General features: G+C 70.5%; 21 protein-coding genes and 4 tRNA genes. 7 read left to right on the forward strand and 18 right to left on the reverse strand.

All coding sequences use genetic code 11. The annotated features are described in order from the left end of the window. Positions 1-165: 165 nt before the first annotated feature. The 6 genes from KME66_RS12550 to KME66_RS12575 all read right to left on the reverse strand — a co-directional run bounded on the left by KME66_RS12550 (position 166) and on the right by KME66_RS12575 (position 4043). Positions 166-1080 carry a hypothetical protein gene (locus KME66_RS12550; protein ID WP_216321906.1) on the reverse strand — a complete coding sequence of 305 codons (915 nt, stop codon included), beginning with the start codon at positions 1078-1080 and terminating at the stop codon, positions 166-168. 172 nt (positions 1081-1252) lie between these two features. After that, complete coding sequence (gene rplA / locus KME66_RS12555; protein WP_065485002.1) at positions 1253-1975, reverse strand: 50S ribosomal protein L1; 723 nt, start codon at positions 1973-1975, stop codon at positions 1253-1255. An 80-nt stretch (positions 1976-2055) separates the two neighbouring features. After that, complete coding sequence (rplK, locus tag KME66_RS12560) at positions 2056-2490, reverse strand: 50S ribosomal protein L11 (RefSeq protein ID WP_073220156.1); 435 nt, start codon at positions 2488-2490, stop codon at positions 2056-2058. Positions 2491-2666: 176 nt separating this feature from the next. Then, entirely contained in the window at positions 2667-3503 is an 837-nt protein-coding gene (gene nusG / locus KME66_RS12565; RefSeq protein WP_073220154.1) for a transcription termination/antitermination protein NusG, read from the reverse strand. A 73-nt stretch (positions 3504-3576) separates the two neighbouring features. Further along, entirely contained in the window at positions 3577-3864 is a 288-nt protein-coding gene (gene secE, locus KME66_RS12570) for a preprotein translocase subunit SecE (protein WP_073220151.1), read from the reverse strand. A gap of 106 nt (positions 3865-3970) precedes the next feature. After that, positions 3971-4043: transfer RNA gene (locus KME66_RS12575), tRNA-Trp, on the reverse strand. A 212-nt stretch (positions 4044-4255) separates the two neighbouring features. On the opposite strand from KME66_RS12575, the gene KME66_RS12580 reads away from it, so the two are divergent. Both KME66_RS12580 and KME66_RS12585 read left to right on the forward strand, forming a co-directional pair. Next, a complete protein-coding gene (locus tag KME66_RS12580; protein WP_216321907.1) occupies positions 4256-5482 on the forward strand; it encodes a pyridoxal phosphate-dependent aminotransferase in 1227 nt (408 codons plus the stop codon). Positions 5483-5609: 127 nt separating this feature from the next. Next, on the forward strand, positions 5610-6623 hold the full coding sequence (locus tag KME66_RS12585) for an adenosine deaminase (protein ID WP_216321908.1): 1014 nt from the start codon (positions 5610-5612) through the stop codon (positions 6621-6623). A 213-nt stretch (positions 6624-6836) separates the two neighbouring features. Here the strand turns inward: KME66_RS12585 and KME66_RS12590 are convergent, their stop codons facing one another. The 6 genes from KME66_RS12590 to KME66_RS12615 form a co-directional block, all read right to left on the reverse strand. Continuing rightward, entirely contained in the window at positions 6837-7892 is a 1056-nt protein-coding gene (locus tag KME66_RS12590) for a UDP-N-acetylmuramate dehydrogenase (protein ID WP_073220142.1), read from the reverse strand. A 175-nt stretch (positions 7893-8067) separates the two neighbouring features. After that, complete coding sequence (locus KME66_RS12595; RefSeq protein ID WP_073220139.1) at positions 8068-8496, reverse strand: MaoC family dehydratase; 429 nt, start codon at positions 8494-8496, stop codon at positions 8068-8070. Next, a complete protein-coding gene (locus KME66_RS12600; RefSeq protein WP_216321911.1) occupies positions 8496-8948 on the reverse strand; it encodes a MaoC family dehydratase N-terminal domain-containing protein in 453 nt (150 codons plus the stop codon). The genes KME66_RS12595 and KME66_RS12600 overlap by 1 nt, the downstream gene beginning before the upstream one ends. A 125-nt stretch (positions 8949-9073) precedes the next feature. Continuing rightward, positions 9074-9238, reverse strand: a complete 165-nt coding sequence (gene rpmG, locus KME66_RS12605; protein ID WP_003956487.1) for a 50S ribosomal protein L33 — start codon at positions 9236-9238, stop codon at positions 9074-9076. An 88-nt stretch (positions 9239-9326) separates the two neighbouring features. Then, positions 9327-9399, reverse strand: a tRNA-Met gene (locus KME66_RS12610). A gap of 45 nt (positions 9400-9444) precedes the next feature. After that, positions 9445-9517, reverse strand: a tRNA-Thr gene (locus KME66_RS12615). A gap of 266 nt (positions 9518-9783) precedes the next feature. On the opposite strand from KME66_RS12615, the gene KME66_RS12620 reads away from it, so the two are divergent. Both KME66_RS12620 and KME66_RS12625 read left to right on the forward strand, forming a co-directional pair. Beyond that, the gene (locus KME66_RS12620) at positions 9784-11079 is read left to right on the forward strand and encodes an amidohydrolase family protein (protein WP_073220133.1); all 1296 of its coding nucleotides are present in this window, start codon (positions 9784-9786) and stop codon (positions 11077-11079) included. A 34-nt stretch (positions 11080-11113) separates the two neighbouring features. Continuing rightward, entirely contained in the window at positions 11114-11770 is a 657-nt protein-coding gene (locus tag KME66_RS12625) for an SDR family oxidoreductase (RefSeq protein ID WP_216321914.1), read from the forward strand. An 86-nt stretch (positions 11771-11856) separates the two neighbouring features. Here the strand turns inward: KME66_RS12625 and KME66_RS12630 are convergent. Beyond that, positions 11857-11938, reverse strand: a tRNA-Tyr gene (locus tag KME66_RS12630). A gap of 164 nt (positions 11939-12102) precedes the next feature. Here KME66_RS12630 and KME66_RS12635 point away from each other — a divergent pair. The 3 genes from KME66_RS12635 to KME66_RS12645 all read left to right on the forward strand — a co-directional run bounded on the left by KME66_RS12635 (position 12103) and on the right by KME66_RS12645 (position 14074). Beyond that, positions 12103-12591: a YajQ family cyclic di-GMP-binding protein gene (locus KME66_RS12635; protein WP_073220127.1), complete on the forward strand. Its 489-nt coding sequence runs from the start codon at positions 12103-12105 to the stop codon at positions 12589-12591. 194 nt (positions 12592-12785) lie between these two features. After that, positions 12786-13328, forward strand: coding sequence for a methylated-DNA--[protein]-cysteine S-methyltransferase (locus tag KME66_RS12640; RefSeq protein WP_216321917.1), 543 nt, complete (start codon positions 12786-12788; stop codon positions 13326-13328). A 110-nt stretch (positions 13329-13438) separates the two neighbouring features. Continuing rightward, positions 13439-14074, forward strand: coding sequence for an alpha-ketoglutarate-dependent dioxygenase AlkB (locus KME66_RS12645; RefSeq protein WP_216329287.1), 636 nt, complete (start codon positions 13439-13441; stop codon positions 14072-14074). A 34-nt stretch (positions 14075-14108) separates the two neighbouring features. Here the strand turns inward: KME66_RS12645 and KME66_RS12650 are convergent, their stop codons facing one another. From KME66_RS12650 to KME66_RS12670, 5 genes are all read right to left on the reverse strand, one after another. Continuing rightward, the gene (locus tag KME66_RS12650; RefSeq protein WP_006126852.1) at positions 14109-14381 is read right to left on the reverse strand and encodes a GlsB/YeaQ/YmgE family stress response membrane protein; all 273 of its coding nucleotides are present in this window, start codon (positions 14379-14381) and stop codon (positions 14109-14111) included. A gap of 110 nt (positions 14382-14491) precedes the next feature. Next, positions 14492-14884, reverse strand: a complete 393-nt coding sequence (locus KME66_RS12655) for a YccF domain-containing protein (protein ID WP_073220120.1) — start codon at positions 14882-14884, stop codon at positions 14492-14494. Further along, positions 14881-15744 (reverse strand): zinc metalloprotease HtpX, encoded by an 864-nt coding sequence (htpX, locus tag KME66_RS12660; protein WP_073220117.1) that lies wholly within the window; start codon positions 15742-15744, stop codon positions 14881-14883. Before htpX ends, KME66_RS12655 begins: the two co-directional genes overlap by 4 nt. A gap of 378 nt (positions 15745-16122) precedes the next feature. Then, positions 16123-16581 carry a large conductance mechanosensitive channel protein MscL gene (gene mscL / locus KME66_RS12665; protein ID WP_216321919.1) on the reverse strand — a complete coding sequence of 153 codons (459 nt, stop codon included), beginning with the start codon at positions 16579-16581 and terminating at the stop codon, positions 16123-16125. Positions 16582-16697: 116 nt separating this feature from the next. Next, positions 16698-18281: an NADH-quinone oxidoreductase subunit N gene (locus tag KME66_RS12670; protein WP_216329289.1), complete on the reverse strand. Its 1584-nt coding sequence runs from the start codon at positions 18279-18281 to the stop codon at positions 16698-16700. Positions 18282-18323 lie beyond the last annotated feature (42 nt).

An 18323-nucleotide genomic window follows, 5' to 3' on the forward strand; every position in this document is an offset into this window, starting at 1 on the left:
GCGATTCCACAGTCACCTGCGCAGGTCGTCCGATCTAGCGGAACCTTCGGTCACCGTCCCCTTGCGAGGCACAGCGACGACCAGCGGTCTTTGGCTTCCTGGTGAGAGTACGCGACCGGACGGGCGACGGGCAAATCCGTCCCTGTTCGTCCCGTGAAAGAGGTGTCAGGTGGTGCTGCCCGGGGTAACCCCCTGCTTCAGCAGTTCCGTGAAGTCCACGGTGTCCGAGGCATCCGGCCGGTCCGAGGGGACCTCGGTGCCGTAGTCGCTGTAGAAGAGCGTCGAGTTGAACGTGCCGGTCTTCATCTCGCCGCGCTCGGTCTTCTTCACCAGCAGGTCGTTCTTGTCGACCCAGATGTCGACGGTCTGCGTGGTCACCCCGGCGAGCGCCAGCTGCTCCTTGAAGGCGGCCAGCTGCTCAGCGTCCAGGTCGCTGTTCTTCGCGGTCAGCTCGGCCACGTCGATCGTGCCGGAGTAGTGCGTGGCCGGGACCCCGCGGACCTCCTCCTGGCCGACCTTCTCGACGTCGCCGGAGGCCAGGAGCGCCTTCACGCCCTGGTCGGGCGTGCTGTTCTGTACCTGGTCCTTCATGACGTCGCCGGCGGCCCCGCCCAGCTCGGCGAGGTCCTTGAAGGCGTACCGGATCCAGTTCTTGCCGCCGGTTTCGGCCGCCGGGCCGGCGCCCATGTTGGCGTAGTACGCGTCCTTGAAGTAGCGCGCCTCGACCGATCCGTCTCCGCCGGCCTGCTTCAGGGCTTCGCCCATGGTGCCGCCGGTGTAAGTGATGGTGAGGGTGCCGGAGAGACCGTCGGCCCAGCCGACGACCCCGGACTGCTTCATGGAGATCGCGCCGCCCATCTCCGTGGTGCCCTCGACCTTCGCCGACTGGGCACCACCGGTCTTCTGCCGCACCTGCTTCAGGGCCGCCACGGGGCTCGCCTTGGCGACGGCGTCCGCCTCGCCCTTGCCGGAGCCGCTGGAGCCTTCCGAGCCGTCGGAGCCACTGCAGGCCGCCATCGACGTCAGTGCCGCCGCGGCGGCGAGAGCCGTACCCATGCGTCGTGCCGTGCTCGTCCTCATGTTGCCGGTCCACCCCTCGTTTCGTCCGTCGTCCCCCGCTCCACAGTGTCACAGGGCACTGACAGGCATGGAGGACTTACGGATACGAGGACGGGCCCCGCACCTCGAAAGGTTGCGGGGCCCGTTCACACAGTGCGCGCCTGCGACGCGGCTACCGGGTGAGCGCGGGGGCTCAGACGGCGGCCGGGTCCTCCTCAACGAGGAGGTTGCGGGTGCGGTTGGCGTCCAGCGGGATGCCGGGGCCCATCGTGGTCGTCAGAGCGGCCTTCTTGATGTAGCGGCCCTTGGCGGCGGACGGCTTCAGACGGAGGACTTCCTCCAGCGCCGCTGCGTAGTTCTCCACCAGCTTGGTCTCGTCGAACGAGACCTTGCCGATGATGAAGTGCAGGTTGGAGTGCTTGTCGACGCGGAACTCGATCTTTCCGCCCTTGATGTCGTTGACAGCCTTGACGACATCGGGGGTGACGGTGCCGGTCTTCGGGTTCGGCATCAGACCACGCGGACCGAGCACGCGGCCCAGGCGGCCGACCTTGCCCATGAGGTCCGGGGTGGCGACGACGGCGTCGAAGTCCAGACGGCCCTTCGCCACCTCGTCGATCAGCTCGTCGGCGCCGACGATGTCGGCTCCGGCGGCTTCCGCGGCCGCAGCACGGTCACCGGTCGCGAAGACCAGGACCCGGGCGGTCTTGCCGGTGCCGTGCGGGAGGTTCACGGTGCCGCGGACCATCTGGTCGGCCTTGCGCGGGTCGACACCCAGGCGGAAGGCGACCTCGACGGTGCCGTCGAACTTCGTGGTGGCGGTGTCCTTGGCGAGACGGACGGCCTCGAGCGGGGCGTACACGCGCTCCCGGTCGATCTTGGCGTCCGCAGCGCGGAGGTTCTTGCTGCGCTTCACTTCTACTCCTGTGGTTTCCGAGTGTGGAGTCGTGGTGCGGACCAGCGCTTGGCCCTACCACTGGGGGTGACGGGGCTGAGTCAGCCTTCGACCGTGATGCCCATGGAACGGGCGGTGCCGGCGATGATCTTCGACGCGGCGTCGAGGTCATTGGCGTTCAGGTCGGGGAGCTTCGTCGTGGCGATCTCGCGGACCTGGTCGGCCGTCAGCTTGGCGACCTTGGTCTTGTGCGGCTCGCCGGAGCCCTTCTCCACACCCGCGGCCTTGAGGATCAGCTTGGCGGCCGGCGGAGTCTTCGTGATGAAGGTGAAGGAGCGGTCCTCGTAGACCGTGATCTCCACCGGCACGACCATGCCACGCTGCGACTCGGTCGCGGCGTTGTAGGCCTTGCAGAACTCCATGATGTTGACGCCGTGCTGACCGAGCGCGGGGCCGACCGGCGGGGCCGGGTTCGCCGCACCGGCGTTGATCTGGAGCTTGATAAGCCCCGTGACCTTCTTCTTCTTGGGAGGCATTGCTCTCTCCGGGTCCTAGTGAGAGTGTTTCGCCGCCATTCCGGTCATCCGGATGGAGGCATACCGCACAACGATAACGGGTATAGCTGCGCGACCAAAAACCAACAGGTCAGACAGGCTGCGAAGCCCGTCTGACCTGTTGGGTAGGCGTGTGTTCCAGAGACCGGCGGGAAGCGCTAGTTCTTCTGGATCTGGTCGAAGCTGAGCTCGACCGGGGTCTCGCGGCCGAAGATCTCGACGAGGCCCTTGACCTTCTTCGAGTCGGCGTTGATCTCGTTGATCGTGGCCTGCAGCGTGGCGAACGGGCCGTCGGTGACGGTGACCGAGTCGCCGACCTCGAAGTCCAGCACCTGGACCTCGACCTTGCGGGCCGGAGCCGGCTTGCCCTCGGCCTCAGCGGCCTCGCGGGCGGCCTTCTCCTCGGCCTCCGGGGCGAGCATCTTGACGATCTCGTCCAGGGTCAGCGGGTAGGGGTCGTAGGCGTTGCCCACGAAGCCGGTGACGCCCGGCGTGTTCCGCACGACGCCCCAGGACTCGTTCGTCAGATCCATGCGCACCAGCACGTAGCCGGGGAGCTTGTTCTGCCGGACGTTCTTGCGCTCGCCGTTCTTGATCTGGACGATTTCCTCTTCAGGCACCTCGGCCTGATAGATGAACTCCTCCACGTTCAGCGAGACGGCGCGCTGCTCCAGGTTGGCCTTCACGCGCTTCTCGTACCCGGCGTACGTGTGGATGACGTACCACTCGCCGGGGAGGGTGCGCAGCTCGTCGCGCAGGGCGGCGATGGGGTCGACGGGGGCGGCCGGCTCGGCCTCCTCCTCGTCGGCGGCCTCTTCCTCGACGGTCTCGACGGCCTCGGCCGCCTCGTCGGCTGCCGCGTCCTCGCCCTCGGCGGCCTCGGCCTGGTCCGGGTCCACGGAGTCAGCAGCCTCAACGATGTCGAGCTCGTCCTTGGCGGACTCCGAGGCGCCGGCCTCGGGCTCGACGGCGTCGTTCAGGTTCGGGTCAGACACGATGGCTGCTTCTTCCTGGATACAAAGGGTGGAACGTGCGAAAGGGACGCCGGGTCCGACGCCTTCCGCGTGATCAGCCGAAGACGTACTTGACGATTCGGGCGAAGCCCATGTCGAGAACGGTAACAAGACCGATCATGACGACGACGAACACGATCACCACGGAGGTGTACGTCGTGAGCTGGCTACGCGTCGGCCAGACAACCTTACGGAGTTCGGCGACGATCTGGCGGTAGAACAGCGCGAGACGGCCCAGAGGGCCCTTCTTGCCGCGCTTGCCGCCCTTCCGAGTCTTCTTCTTCGACTCGGGAGCTTCATCATCGGCATCAGGCATGTCGATGGAGCCCACGGCGTCCGTCACGCTACTCACCTGATTCCGGGTCGTGGCCGTGCCGCGCCCGGTGGAGCCGCACGGCTGTGCAATGAAGTACGTACATGCGCACACATCCTGGCGAAGGAGTGTGTAGCAGGGCCGGAGGGACTTGAACCCCCAACCGCTGGTTTTGGAGACCAGTGCTCTACCAATTGAGCTACGACCCTTGGTGGTTTCCACCAACCTACCGCATCTTCCCCGGTGACCGGGTGCAGGAACGGTGTGGCTGGTGAAGGCCAACGACAGGTGAGTGTACGTGCTCAGGGCCTCCGCGTCGAACAGACAACGGCCGACCGGTCCTGTCCGGATGCTGTCCCGGTCCTGTCCGGTCTCCGAAACCCCTGCACCGACGGCTTTCGCGGTCTGCAAACATGGGGCCATGAGCGCTGCAACTTCACCGTCCGAGCGCCGGGTCTCCGCCCGCATCGGCGCGATCTCCGAGTCCGCGACCCTCGCCGTCGACGCCAAGGCCAAGGCCCTCAAGGCCGCCGGGCGTCCGGTGATCGGTTTCGGGGCCGGAGAACCCGACTTCCCGACACCCGACTACATCGTCGACGCCGCGGTCGAGGCCTGCCGCAACCCGAAGTACCACCGCTACACCCCCGCGGGCGGGCTCCCCGAGCTCAAGACCGCCATCGCGGAGAAGACGCTGCGCGACTCCGGCTACGAGGTCGACGCCAGCCAGATTTTGGTCACCAACGGCGGCAAGCAGGCCATCTACGAGGCCTTCGCCGCGATCCTCGACCCGGGCGACGAGGTCATCGTGCCCGCTCCCTACTGGACCACCTACCCCGAGTCGATCCGGCTCGCCGGCGGTGTCCCGGTCGAGGTCGTCGCCGACGAGACCACCGGCTACCGGGTCTCCGTCGAGCAGCTGGAGGCCGCGCGCACCGAGAAGACCAAGGTCGTCCTGTTCGTCTCGCCGTCCAACCCGACGGGCGCGGTCTACAGCGAGGCCGACGCCGAGGCGATCGGCCGCTGGGCCGTCGAGCACGGCCTGTGGGTCCTGACCGACGAGATCTACGAGCACCTCGTCTACGGCGACGCGACCTTCACCTCGCTCCCGGCGATCGTCCCGGAGCTGCGCGACAAGTGCATCGTCGTCAACGGCGTCGCCAAGACGTACGCGATGACCGGCTGGCGCGTGGGCTGGATCGTCGGCCCCAAGGACGTCGTCAAGGCCGCGACCAACCTCCAGTCGCACGCCACCTCCAACGTCTCCAACGTCGCCCAGATCGCCGCGCTGGCGGCCGTCTCCGGCCCGCTGGACGCCGTCGCCGAGATGCGCACCGCCTTCGACCGCCGCCGCAAGCTCATCGTGCGGATGCTCAACGAGATCGACGGCGTGTTCTGCCCGGAGCCGGAGGGCGCGTTCTACGCCTACCCGGCGGTCAAGGACCTGCTCGGCAAGGAGATCCGCGGCAAGCGCCCGGCCACCACGGTCGAGCTGGCCGCCCTGATCCTGGACGAGGCCGAAGTGGCCGTCGTCCCCGGTGAGGCCTTCGGCACCCCCGGCTACCTGCGCCTTTCCTACGCACTGGGCGACGACGACCTGATCGAGGGCGTCTCGCGGATCCAGAAGCTGCTGGGCGAGGCCAAGGCCTGAGCCCTCGTCCCACCGTGCCCCCGGCCGCCGTAACACCCTCCGGGCGGGGGCGCTTTTTTTGTTCGAGCAGCCCCCGGAAGGGGAAAGCGGCTACCGCTGTGGCCCGCCCGTGCGGCAGGATCTTCCAATGGAGCGTGATGTACGTCTGTTGCCCAAGGCCCACCTGCACCTGCACTTCACCGGGTCGATGCGGCCCGCCACCCTGCTCGAACTCGCCGACAAGTACGGGGTCCACCTCCCCGACGCCCTGACCGGCGGCGAGCCACCGAAACTGCGGGCGACCGACGAGCGCGGCTGGTTCCGTTTCCAGCGGCTCTACGACATCGCCCGGTCCTGCCTGCGGGCCCCCGAGGACATCCGGCGTCTGGTGCGCGAGAGCGCCGAGGAGGACGTCGCGGACGGTTCCGGCTGGCTGGAGATCCAGGTCGACCCCACCTCGTACGCCCCGCTGCTCGGCGGGCTGATCCCGGCCATCGAGATCATCCTGGACGCCGTCGACAGCGCCTCCCGGGACACCGGCCTGGACATGCGCGTGGTGATCGCCGCCAACCGGATGAAGCACCCGCTGGACGCCCGCACCCTGGCCCGGCTCGCCGTGCGCTACGCCGACCGGGGCGTCGTCGGCTTCGGGCTCTCCAACGACGAGCGGCGCGGGATGGCCCGCGACTTCGACCGGGCCTTCGCCATCGCCCGGGAGGGCGGTCTGCTGGCGGCTCCGCACGGCGGGGAGCTGTCGGGGCCCTCCAGCGTGCGCGACTGCCTCGACGACCTGGACGCCGCGCGGATCGGCCACGGCGTACGGGCCGCCGAGGACCCCCGGCTGCTGCGCAGGCTCGCCGAGCGGCAGATCACCTGCGAGGTGTGCCCGTCGTCCAATGTGGCGCTCGGTGTCTACGAGAAGCCCGCCGATGTCCCCCTGCGCACTCTGTTCGACGCGGGTGTGCCGATGGCGCTGGGAGCGGACGACCCGCTGCTGTTCGGTTCGCGGCTGGCCGCCCAGTACGAGCTGGTGCGCCGCCACCACGGCTTCACCGACGGGGAGCTGGCCGAGCTGGCCCGCCAGTCGGTGCGCGGATCGGCGGCTCCCGTGGACGTACGGGAGAAGCTGTTGTCGGGCATCGACGACTGGCTGGCCGGCTGACCCCGGACGGCTGCCGCCCAGCGGCGTGGCCGCGCAGCGGCAGGACCGGCTCCCGGGCGGACGTGGCGCACGCGGTGCCCGCGCTGGTCGGCGGCCCGGCGGCCGTGCGGCAGGAGGAGCATCGCCCGGTGAGCGCGTGCGCCGCGCGTGCTTCGGGCTGCGTCCGTGCGGCAGGGCGCGGGCGCCACGTGCCGAGCGGGTACGCCCCGCGCGCTACAGGCTGACGCCGACCGTCACCGGCTCGTTGACCAGGGTGACACCGAAGGCCGCGTGCACTCCGGCGACGACCTCGCGGGCCAGGGCGAGCAGGTCCTCGGTGGTGGCCGTGCCCCGGTTGGTGAGGGCGAGGGTGTGCTTGGTGGAGATCCGGGCGGGCCCGTCGCCGTACCCCTTGGTGAATCCGGCCCGGTCGATCAGCCAGGCCGCCGAGGTCTTGGTGCGGCCGTCCTCGGCGGGGAACGCCGGGGGCGTCACGTCCGGCCCGAGGCGGTCGTGGACCCGGCCGATGAACTCCTGGAAGGCGGCCGGTCCGAGGATCGGGTTGGTGAAGAACGACCCCGCGGACCAGGTGTCGTGGTCCTCCGGGTCCAGCACCATGCCCTTGCCCGCGCGCAGGCGCAGGACGGTCTCGCGGGCGGCCGGGAGCGGCACGCGGTCGCCCTGCTCGACGCCCATCGCCCTCGCCGTTTCCGGGTACTTGAGGGGCGCGGAAAGCCCGTTCGCCTCTTCCAGTTCGCATCGGACCCGCAGCACCACGAAGCGGTCGGGTTCGGCCTTGAAGCGGCTGTGACGGTACGAGAACGCGCACTCCGTGTTCGGAATCGTCACGGTCTCCCGGGTGCGCCGGTCGTAGGCGACGACCTCCGTGATGGTGGAGGACACCTCCTGTCCGTACGCGCCGACGTTCTGGATGGGTGTCGCGCCCGCGGAACCGGGGATGCCCGCCAGGCACTCGATGCCCGCGAGGCCCGCCTCGACGGTCCGGGCGACGGCGTCGGTCCACACCTCTCCGGCCGCCAGCTCCAGTGACGTACCGGAGAGCTCGAAGCCCTGCGTGGCGATGCGCAGCGCGGTGCCGTCGAAGCCCTTGTCCCCGATGACCAGGTTGGAGCCGCCGCCGACGACCAGCAGCGGGGTGCCGCTCGCGTCGGCCTCGCGGACGGCGGCGATCACCTCGGCGTCGGTCGTGGCGGTCAGCAGCCGGGCGGCGGGGCCACCGAGCCGGAAGGTGGTCAGGGGGGCGAGGGGGGCGTCGTGGAGTTCCTGCACGGGGACAAGAGTACGGTCCGTGGCCCCGCCGCTCGTGCGGGGCCACGGACCGTCCTGCGGGGTCCGGCGCCTCGGGCGTCCGCCGCAGCGGCCGGAAGCGAGTCCCGGCGACGGGCGCCACGACGACCGGCGCCCCGGGGCGGGTGCGCCCCCGGCCGGCCGCGCCGGTTGCGTCTCAGGCGAGCCGGACCACGGCCCGGGACATCCCCAGCACCTTCTTGCCGTCGCACAGGGCCACCAGGTCCACCCGGACCAGGTTGTCCTCCAGCTTCGCCGCGACCTTGCCGCTGACCTCGATCAGCGCGCCCTTGTCGTCGTTGGGCACGACGACCGGCTTGGTGAACCGCACCCCGTAGTCGACGACCGCACCCGGGTCGCCGGCCCAGTCCGTGACGACGCGCACCGCCTCGGCCATCGTGAACATGCCGTGCGCGATCACGTCCGGCAGTCCGACCTCGCGCGCGAACTTCTCGTTCCAGTGGATCGGGTTGAAGTCGCCCGAGGCGCCCGCGTACTGCACGAGCGTGGCCCGCGTCACCGGGAACGACTGCGCCGGCAGCTCCGTGCCGACCTCGACCGACCCGTAGGAGATCCTCGCCGTCATCACGCCTCCTCGGCGGCGCGCGCCACCAGCTTCGTGACCGCCGTGACCACCAGCTCACCGGCCTCGTCGTGCACGTCCCCGCGAATGTCGAGGACGTCGTTGCCCGCCAGGGACTTGATGCCCTCGATCGTCGACGTGACCGTCAGCCGGTCTCCCGCCCGCACCGGACGCACGTAACGGAACTTCTGGTCCCCGTGGACCACGCGGCTGTAGTCCAGGCCCAGCTGCGGGTCCTGCACCACCACTCCGGCGGCCCGGTAGGTGATCGAGAAGACGAACGTGGGCGGCGCGATCACATCGGCGTGACCGAGCGCACGGGCGGCTTCCGGGTCGACGTACGCCGGGTTGGCGTCACCCACCGCCTCGGCGAACTCGCGGATCTTCTCCCGGCCGACCTCGTACGCCGGAGTGGGCGGATAGGTCCGCCCCACGAAGGACTGGTCGAGCGCCATGAGCTCGCTACCTCCTGAGAAACCTGGTGAAAGACGAACAGGGGCGCGTCCCCGCACGGGAGGGCGGCCTCATACAACGACACGAGGCCGCCCCCAGAGGGGACGGCCTCGTGTACGAGCCTGATTCAGCGCGTTTCGCGGTGCGCGGTGTGCGAGTTGCAGCGCGGGCAGTGCTTCTTCATCTCAAGACGGTCCGGGTTGTTACGCCGGTTCTTCTTGGTGATGTAGTTCCGCTCCTTGCACTCCACGCAGGCCAGCGTGATCTTCGGGCGGACGTCGGTGGCAGCCACGTGAGTGCTCCTTGGACGGACGATGGACGGATGAACGCATAAAAGAGTAGCCGATCGAAGGACCGACCCAACAATCGGCTACCGTTAGTAGCGGTGACCGGACTTGAACCGGTGACACAGCGATTATGAGCCGCTTGCTCTACCGACTGAGCTACACCGCTTTGATGATGAGTCCCCCCGCCGAAGCGGGGTTTCCCGATCACCAGAGCCCCAATGCGGAATCGAACCGCAGACCTTCTCCTTACCATGGAGACGCTCTACCGACTGAGCTATTGGGGCGAGCGATGAAGACATTACACGGTCCCCCGCCGGTTGCCCAAATCCGTTTGCGCCGCATCCTCCGGCCCTCCGCCCGAGCCCTCCCACGCCCCCTGATCAGGCCTTGATCAGGTCCTGATCCAGGCCGCGTCCGCACCCGCACCCGGCCCGGTGGACGGCCGCCGCAGGCGCACCGGTACGACTATTGCGCTCCTCCCGGAAGCCACCCCCGCACGCCCCTAGGGTGTGGTCACTCCGTGTGATCTTGCACCCCTCCCAGGAGCGCGATGCCTGACAGCCAGCCACGGCGGCCCGACGACAACGCGCCCGACAGCGCCGACGAGGCCACCACCGCCGACACCCCCGCCCTCGTCCTCGGCGGCGCCCTCCTCGCCGACGGCCGGGCCGTGGACGTACGCCTGAGCGGCGGCCGGATCGAGGCCGTCGGCACGGCGGGCAGCCTCACCGCCCGCGGCCCCCGGATCGACCTCCGCGGCTATCTGCTGCTCCCGGCCCCGGCCGAGCCCCACGCCCACAGCGACACCGCCCTCACCGCGGACAGCCTGGGCCCCGACAGTCCGGGCCCCGCGTCCCTCCGCGCCGAGGACATCCAGCGCCGCGCCACCGAGGCGGCGCTCCTCCAGCTCGGCCACGGCGCCACCGCCCTGCGCACCCACGTGCGCGTCGGCGATGTCCAGGGTCTCGCCCCGCTCGAAGCCGTCCTCCAGACCCGGCGCGCCCTGCGCGGCCTCGCCGACGTGCTGCCCGTCGCGGTCCCCCGGCTGCTCACCGGCGTCGCGGGAGCGGACAGCCTCGCGATGCTCAGGGACGCGGTGAAGATGGGCGCGGCCGTCGTCGGCGGCTGTCCCGACCTCGACCCGGACCCCACGGGCTACACCGAAGCCGTGCTGGAGATCGCCGCCGAGCACGGCTGCCCCGTGGACCTGCACACCGACGCCGACGACCCCGCCCGCCTGGCCCGGCTCGCCGCGATGGCCGCGGGGCTGCGCCCGGGGGTCGCCCTCGGCCCCTGCGCCGGCCTGGCTCATCTGCCCCTGGACACCGCGGCCCGTGCCGCGGAACGGCTCGCCGCCGCCGGGATCACCGTGGTCTGCCTGCCCCAGGGCGGCTGCTCCGGTTCCGAGCGTCGTACGACCGCCCCGGTCCGCCTGCTGCGCTCCGCCGGTGTGCACGTCACGGCGGGCAGCGGCGCGCTGCGGGACACGGCCAACCCGGTCGGCCGCGGCGATCCGCTCGAAGCCGCCTACCTCCTCGCCTCGCAGGCGGGGCTGCGCGCCGAGCAGGCGTACGCCCTGGTCTCCGCGGGCGCCCGCGCGGCCCTCGGCCTGCCGGACGTGCGCGTCGAGGCGGGCTTCCCCGCCGAACTCCTGGCCGTACGCGGCGAACGGCTCTCCGCGGCGCTCTCCCTCGCGTACAGCCGCATCGTCATCCACCGCGGCCGGATCGTGGCGCGTACCAGCGCCGTCCGCGAGTACTGCGACTCCGACGCCGAGGCCGAGGCGGGCCTCGGCGGCCTGCCGCGCCAGGGCCGGCCCGACCCCGGCGCCGGGCCGAGGAACTGAGCGCGACCCCGTCCCCGGGCGTACGGTCGGAGGTATGCGCATTGTCATCGCAGGTGGACACGGACAGATCGCACTGCGGCTGGAGCGGCTGCTCGCCGCACGCGGGGATGAAGCCGCAGGAATCATCCGCAACCCCCAACAGAGCCAGGACCTGACCGACGCCGGCGCCGAACCCGTGGTGCTGGACCTCGAATCGGCCACCGTGGAGCAGACCGCGGAAGTGCTGCGCGGCGCCGACGCGGCCGTCTTCGCGGCGGGCGCCGGACCGAGCAGCGGCACCGCCCGCAAGGACACCGTCGACCGTGACGCCGCCGTGCTGTTCGCCGACGCGGCCGAGGCGGCGGGCGTGCGCCGCTTCCTGGTCGTCTCCTCGATGGGCGCCGACCCGGACCACTCCGGCGACGAGGTGTTCGACGTGTATCTGCGGGCCAAGGGCGCCGCGGACGCGGCCGTACGCTCCCGCACCGCGCTGGACTGGACGATCCTGCGCCCCGGGATGCTGACCGACGACGCGGGCACCGGCCAGGTCCTCCTGGCCGCCTCGACGGGACGTGGCCCGATCCCCCGCGACGACGTGGCGGCCACGCTGCTGGAGCTGCTGGACACCCCGGCGACGGCGGGCCTCACCCTGGAGGCGATCTCGGGGAACGTTCCGGTGACGGTGGCCGTGAAGGACGTCGCGGGCAACTGAGACCCGCCGGGCGGCCGCACCGGCCGCCCGGCTCCGGACAACGAGGAAGCCCCCGACCGGATAACCGGTCGGGGGCTTCGTTCGCGTGGCGGCGCCAGGGTTCGAACCTGGGTAGGCTGAGCCGGCAGATTTACAGTCTGCTCCCTTTGGCCACTCGGGCACACCGCCTCGAACGGCGCCTCGGATCTCGTGCGAGCTCCTTGGCGACGACGTAAACAATACCCGATGGCCAGGGGTGCTCCGCCACCTCATTGATCAGCGCCCGGAGGCTGCGGCGGTGGCTAGGCTTTGGCCTGTATCCCACGCACATTCGACGCAAGGAGCCACACGTCATGGCCGACTCCAGTTTCGACATCGTCTCGAAGGTCGAGCGGCAGGAGGTCGACAACGCCCTCAACCAGGCCGCCAAGGAGATCTCCCAGCGATACGACTTCAAGGGCACGGGCGCCTCGATCTCGTGGTCGGGCGAGAAGATCCTGATGGAGGCGAACGGCGAGGAGCGCGTGAAGGCCATCCTCGACATCTTCCAGTCCAAGCTGGTCAAGCGCGGCATCTCGCTGAAGTCGCTGGACGCCGGTGAGCCGCAGCTCTCCGGCAAGGAGTACAAGATCTTCGCCACCATCGAGGAAGGCATCTCCCAGGAGAACGCCAAGAAGGTGGCGAAGACGATCCGCGACGAGGGCCCCAAGGGCGTCAAGGCGCAGGTCCAGGGCGACGAGCTGCGCGTCAGCTCGAAGAGCCGGGACGACCTCCAGGCCGTTCAGGCACTGCTGAAGGGCAAGGACTTCGAGTTCGCGATCCAGTTCGTGAACTACCGGTAGTCACGGCAGTCGACTGCCGAACCACCACGGGGGCACACCGCCGAGGCCGACCTCGACGGCGTGCCCCTTCGTGTTTCCGGTCCGTGCGGTCGTGCGGGGCGCGTGGGGCGTGCGGACGCGATGTCCGAATACCGCCGGTCGCGGTGGGCGGACGGACGCAGACTGGCCGTACGGACCGGGAAAGTGAGAAGGCGATGACGACGACCGTGTACGCGCGGGTGGAGAGCCCGCTGGGCGAGTTGCTGCTGGTCGGCGAGGTTCCGGCGGCGGAGGTGGCCGACGGGGCCGGCACGGGCGGGGACGTCCGGTTGCGTTCCCTGTCGGTGCCCGGCCAGAAGGGCGGGGCGGTCGTCCAGGACGGCTGGCGCCACGCCCCCGAGGCGTTCACCGGCGTCGCCCGGCAGTTGGAGGAGTACTTCGCGGGGCGTTCGACGCGGTTCGACGTACCGCTGGCCGAGGGCCTGGGCACGGAGTTCCAGCGGCGGGTCTGGGCGGTGCTGGAGTCGATCCCGTACGGGAGCACGGTGTCGTACGGGGAGGTCGCGGCGCAGGTCGGCGCGTCGGGCGCGGGAGTACGGGCGGTCGGCACGGCGATCGGGCGCAACCCGCTGCTCGTCGTGCGGCCGTGTCACCGCGTGATCGGGGCGGACGGCGCGCTGCGGGGGTACGCGGGCGGGCTGGAGCGGAAGAAGCTGCTGCTGGGGATCGAGGGCGGAGCGGGGCGGTCCGCGCCGTGACGCCCACACCCACGCCGCCCTCCGACGGCCCCTCGGGCGGTCCTTCCCCGGGCGGTCCTTCCTCGGACGGTCCGTCCTTCGACGGCCTCTTCCGGCGGCCGCGTACGGTCGTGGCGCCGGGGGCCGTTCATGTGCCGGAGTGGCTTTCGGTGGAGCGGCGGGCGGAGTTGGTGGAGGCGTGCCGTCGGTGGGCGCGGGGGCCGGTACCGCTGCGTCACACCGCGCTGCCGGGCGGCGGGATGATGTCGGTGCGGACGGTGTGCCTGGGGTGGCACTGGCAGCCGTACCGTTACGCGCGGACGGCTGACGATGTGAACGGCGCCCGGGTGGCGGCGTTCCCGGACTGGCTGGGCGACCTGGGGCGGGCGGCGGTGGCCGAGGCGTACGGGGACGGGGACGCGGCCCGGTCGTTCGCACCGGACACCGCGCTCATCAACTTCTATGACGACGCCGCGCGGATGGGGATGCACCAGGACAAGGAGGAGCGGTCGGGCGCTCCGGTGGTGTCGTTGAGTATCGGGGCGAGGTGCGTGTTCCGCTTCGGGAACACGGAGGGACGCGGGCGGCCGTACACGGATGTGGAGTTGGCGTCCGGGGATCTGTTCGTCTTCGGCGGGCACTCGCGGTTCGCGTTCCACGGCGTCCCGAAGGTGTACCCGGGGACGGCCGACCCGGCAGCGGGGCTGCGGGCCGGCCGGCTGAACCTGACGCTGCGGGAGACCGGGATGGCGTCGGCGGAGGCCTAGGAGAGCGGCCTGGGACCTGTCCTGGTGATCACGGTCAGCGGCGGTCGCGGGAGTGGCCGAACAGCAGCCGGTAGGCGATCAGCAGGACCAGGGAGCCGGCGATGGCGGCGATCCAGGTCGCGGTGTCGTAGAAGTCGTTGCTGATGGGGCGGTCGAGGAACTGGCTGGAGAGCCAGCCGCCGACGAAGGCCCCGGCGATGCCGATGAGGGTGGTGCCGATGATGCCGCCCGGGTCACGCCCCGGGAGGAGGATCTTGGCTATGAGCCCGGCGAGCAGGCCGAGAATGATCCAACTGATGATGCCCATGTCGCTGCACCTACCCCTTGCTTGGTCGTGAAATCCAAGACGCGGCGGGCAGGTGTTCGGTTGCTCCGGAGGCCGGCCGGACTCGGTGGGCTTCTCCCGGACTCGGTGGGCTAACGGGTGGCGAAGGGCTGGTCGGTGGGGACGATCTCCTTGCCGAAGGGCATGAGGGAGACGGGGATCAGCTTGAAGTTGGCGATGCCCAGCGGGATTCCGATGATGGTGACGCACAGGGCGATGCCGGTGGTGATGTGGCCGAGGGCGAGCCACCAGCCGGCGAGGAGCAGCCAGAGGACGTTGCCCGCGCAGGAGGGCGAGCCCGCGTCCCGGCGGTCGACGACGGTGTAGCCGAACGGCCAGAGGGCGTAGACGCCGATCCGGAAGGCGGCCACGCCGAAGGGGATGCCGATGATGGTGATGCAGAGCAGGACGCCCGCGAGCAGGTAGCCGAGGAACATCCAGAATCCGCAGAGGATCAGCCAGATGATGTTCAGGATGGTTTTCACGGGCGATGACCTGCCATCTGTTCGAGTCGGGCGATGCGCTCCGCCATCGGCGGGTGCGTCGAGAACATTTTCGCCATCCCCTGACCGGGGCGGAAGGGGTTCGCGATCATCATGTGGCTCGCGGTCTCGATCTTGGGCTCGGGCGGCAGCGGGAGCTGTTTCGTCCCGGCGTCGAGCTTGCGCAGGGCACCGGCCAGCGCCAGTGGGTCTCCGGTGAGCTGGGCCCCGGAGGCGTCGGCCTCGTACTCGCGGGAGCGGCTGACGGCGAGTTGGATGACGGAGGCGGCGAGCGGCCCCAGGATCATGATCAGGAGCATGCCGAGGAGGCCGGGCCCCTCGTCGTCGTTGGAGCGGCCCACCGGGATGAGCCAGGCGAAATTGACCAGGAACATCACGACGGAGGCGAGGGCTCCGGCGACGGACGAGATGAGGATGTCCCGGTTGTAGACATGGCTGAGCTCGTGGCCGAGGACGCCGCGCAGCTCGCGTTCGTCGAGGATCTGGAGGATGCCCTCGGTGCAGCAGACGGCGGCGTTGCGCGGGTTGCGGCCGGTGGCGAAGGCGTTGGGCGCCTGGGTCGGGGAGATGTAGAGGCGCGGCATGGGCTGGCGGGCGGCCGTGGAGAGCTCCCGGACGATGCGGTAGAGCTGCGGCGCCTCGAACTCGCTGACCGGGCGGGCGCGCATGGCCCGCAGGGCCAGTTTGTCGCTGTTCCAGTACGCGTACGCGTTGGTGCCGACGGCGACCAGGAGCGCGACGATCAGCCCCGTCCGTCCGAAGAAGCTGCCGATGACGATGATGAGTGCGGACAGCCCCCCGAGGAGTACGGCGGTCTTGAGCCCGTTGTGCCGGCGGTGCACGGTACGCCCTCCAAGTGGTGCAGCAGGGGAACCCTTTGCATGGTGGTGCTCCACTCCCCAGTGGAGCCTCCTGTACTGGTCAACGCCAGGCGAGAGGAGCTAGTTCCCTTGTGCGTGCGGCCGGAGGGCGGGGGCTGTGCCGTGTGTTCACGCCGGTCGGGCCCCCGGCCCCGTACGGAGTGGCGCTGGGCCGTACGGGTGGCGGGGGGGCCGTCCCGCTGGTGCGGGTGACCCGGTGGGGCGGTGAACCGGTGGGGTGGGCGACTCGGTGGGGCGGTACTGCTGTGCTGCCGTGCGGTCGGTGCCGTTGCTGTGCGGTCCGTGCCGTTGCCGTGCGGCCCGTACTGCTGCCGTGCGGTCAGTGCTGCTGCCGTGCGGTCAGTGCTGCTGTACAGGGAGCTTGGCCAGGGAGAGGGCCTCCGGGTCCGGCTCGACCTCGCTGGTGCAGTGGCCGCAGCGGGAGGCGACGGCGGGGATCTCGCTGAAGCAGCGCGGGCAGTCGCGCAGGGCGGCCTTGATGCTGGGGGCCTCCTCCTTGGCGAAGCGGTTCTGCACCTTGGCCATGGGGACCACGACGCAGAAGTAGAGGACCGCGGCGGTGATGAGGAAGGCGATCGCGGCGCTGACGAACAGGCCGTAGGGGAACTTCACTCCGTCGATCGTGTAGAAGGCCTTGCTGAAGTCGCCGGTGCCGCGGGTGGCGAGGCCGATCAGCGGAGTGATGAAGGCGTTGCTGAAGCCTGTGACGACGGCGGTGAAGGCGGCACCGACGGCGAGACCGATCGCCATCGAGATGATGTTGCCCCGCAGGATGAAGTCCTTGAACCCGTTCAGCACTGCTCTCTCTCCTCGTTTTCCCCGACGTGTTCACGCCGCGTACGTGACGTATGCAGCCCAGACCATGCCCTGTGGCGAGCGCAGCGGGCAAACCGGTCCTGCGGGGTCGGGAGCCTTCAGAAGAGGCTGACGGCGGCGAAGCGCAGGACGGCCTGCGGGACTCCGGAAAGAAGGATTCCGGCGGCGGCCGTGAGCACGATCGCCGTGGTGAGCGGGGTGGGGGCGCGGAATCCGCGGTGTGCGTCGGCGGCCGGGGCCCTCGTCTCCGGCCGGGCCGTTTCCGGGGCCCCGTCCGGCGTGCGGAAGAGGATCGCAGTCCACTGAAGGTAGTAGTAGAGGGCGATCACCACGTTGACGGCCATGACGACGGCGAGCCAGCCGAGGCCCGCGTCGACCGCCGCGGAGAAGACGGTGACCTTGGCGAAGAGCCCGATGATGCCGGGCGGCAGTCCGGCCAGGCAGAGCAGGAAGAACCCGAGGGCCAGGGCGGCGAGGGGGCGGGTGGCGTACAGGCCCCGGTAGTCGGAGAGCCGGTTGCCGGGGTGCGTACGGGCGACGAGCGCGGCGACCGCGAACGCGCCCAGGTTCACCACGGCGTACATCAGGGCGTACGCCACGGTGGAGCCGATCTGCTCGTCGCTGGAGTACGCGGCGGCGGCGACCGGGACCAGGAGGTAGCCGGCCTGGGCGACGGAGGACCAGGCGAGGAGGCGGACGGCGCTGCGGGCGCGGGTGGCGTTCTGACGGAGGGCCGCGACGTTGCCGACGGTCATGGTCAGGGCGGCCAGGACGGCGAGGGCGGGCCCCCAGACGTCCGCGTAGGAGGGGAACGCGATGACGGTGACCAGGATGAGGCCCGAGAACCCTACGGCCTTCCCGACCACGGAGAGATACGCGGCGATCGGGAGGGGCGCGCCGACGTAGGTGTCGGGGACCCAGAAGTGGAAGGGCGCGGCGGCCGTCTTGAAGGCGAAGCCGACGAGGGTGAGGGCAACCCCGGTCTTGGCGAGGGTGTCGAGGACCGGGGCGACGTCGTCGAGACGGCCGGCGATCTCGGTGAGGTGGAGGGTGCCGGTGGCCGCGTACACGAAGCTGACGCCGAGCAGCATGACGGCGGTGGCGACGACGGAGGAGAGGAAGAACTTCAGTGCGGCCTCGGAGGAGCGCCGGTCGCCGCGCTTGATGCCGACGAGCGCGAACGCCGGCAGCGAGGCGACTTCGAGGGCGACGACGAGCGTGGCGAGGTCACGGGAGGCGGGCAGCAGGGCCGCTCCCGAGGCGGAGGCCAGGAGCAGGAACCAGTACTCCCCCGCCGGCAGTGCGCGGGTGTCGTCGAGCGACAGCAGGACGGTGAGGAACGCGCCGCCGAGGACGAGTGCCTGGATGACGACGGTGAAGTGGTCGGCGGTGTAGCTACATGCCTGGGCGGCGGCGGTGAGGCAGAAGGTGGACCGGTCCCCCGAGCGCAGGGGGATCAGGAACGCCAGGGCGGCGGCGAGGGCGGTGAGGGCGCCGTACCCGAGGAGCCGTTTGCTGCGGGCGGGGAGGAACAGGTCGGCGACGAGGACGGCCAGGGCGGCCAGGGCCGTGAGGGTGGGGGGCGCGATGGCGAGCCAGTCGACGGACTGGACGACGCTGGGCGCGTCGGCCGCGAGGAGGCTTCCGGCGGCGTCGCCGGTGCCGGGTGCCGTGGTGTCCAGGGCCTGCTCGACGAGGCCTCCGGTGGTGGCGCTGAGGTCCGC

Source organism: Streptomyces sp. YPW6 (assembly GCF_018866325.1).
Lineage (GTDB): Bacteria > Actinomycetota > Actinomycetes > Streptomycetales > Streptomycetaceae > Streptomyces.

Bases quoted from the DNA above. Each gene is read 5' to 3' on its own strand.
- KME66_RS12550 (WP_216321906.1), bottom strand. From the start codon at position 1,080: ATGAGGACGAGCACGGCACGACGCATGGGTACGGCTCTCGCCGCCGCG.
- KME66_RS12580 (WP_216321907.1), top strand. From the start codon at position 4,256: ATGAGCGCTGCAACTTCACCGTCCGAGCGCCGGGTCTCCGCCCGCATC.
- KME66_RS12650 (WP_006126852.1), bottom strand. From the start codon at position 14,381: ATGGGCATCATCAGTTGGATCATTCTCGGCCTGCTCGCCGGGCTCATA.
- KME66_RS12595 (WP_073220139.1), bottom strand. From the start codon at position 8,496: ATGACGGCGAGGATCTCCTACGGGTCGGTCGAGGTCGGCACGGAGCTG.
- KME66_RS12600 (WP_216321911.1), bottom strand. From the start codon at position 8,948: ATGGCGCTCGACCAGTCCTTCGTGGGGCGGACCTATCCGCCCACTCCG.
- KME66_RS12585 (WP_216321908.1), top strand. From the start codon at position 5,610: ATGGAGCGTGATGTACGTCTGTTGCCCAAGGCCCACCTGCACCTGCAC.
- KME66_RS12620 (WP_073220133.1), top strand. From the start codon at position 9,784: ATGCCTGACAGCCAGCCACGGCGGCCCGACGACAACGCGCCCGACAGC.
- KME66_RS12625 (WP_216321914.1), top strand. From the start codon at position 11,114: ATGCGCATTGTCATCGCAGGTGGACACGGACAGATCGCACTGCGGCTG.
- rplK (WP_073220156.1), bottom strand. From the start codon at position 2,490: ATGCCTCCCAAGAAGAAGAAGGTCACGGGGCTTATCAAGCTCCAGATC.
- KME66_RS12640 (WP_216321917.1), top strand. From the start codon at position 12,786: ATGACGACGACCGTGTACGCGCGGGTGGAGAGCCCGCTGGGCGAGTTG.
- KME66_RS12635 (WP_073220127.1), top strand. From the start codon at position 12,103: ATGGCCGACTCCAGTTTCGACATCGTCTCGAAGGTCGAGCGGCAGGAG.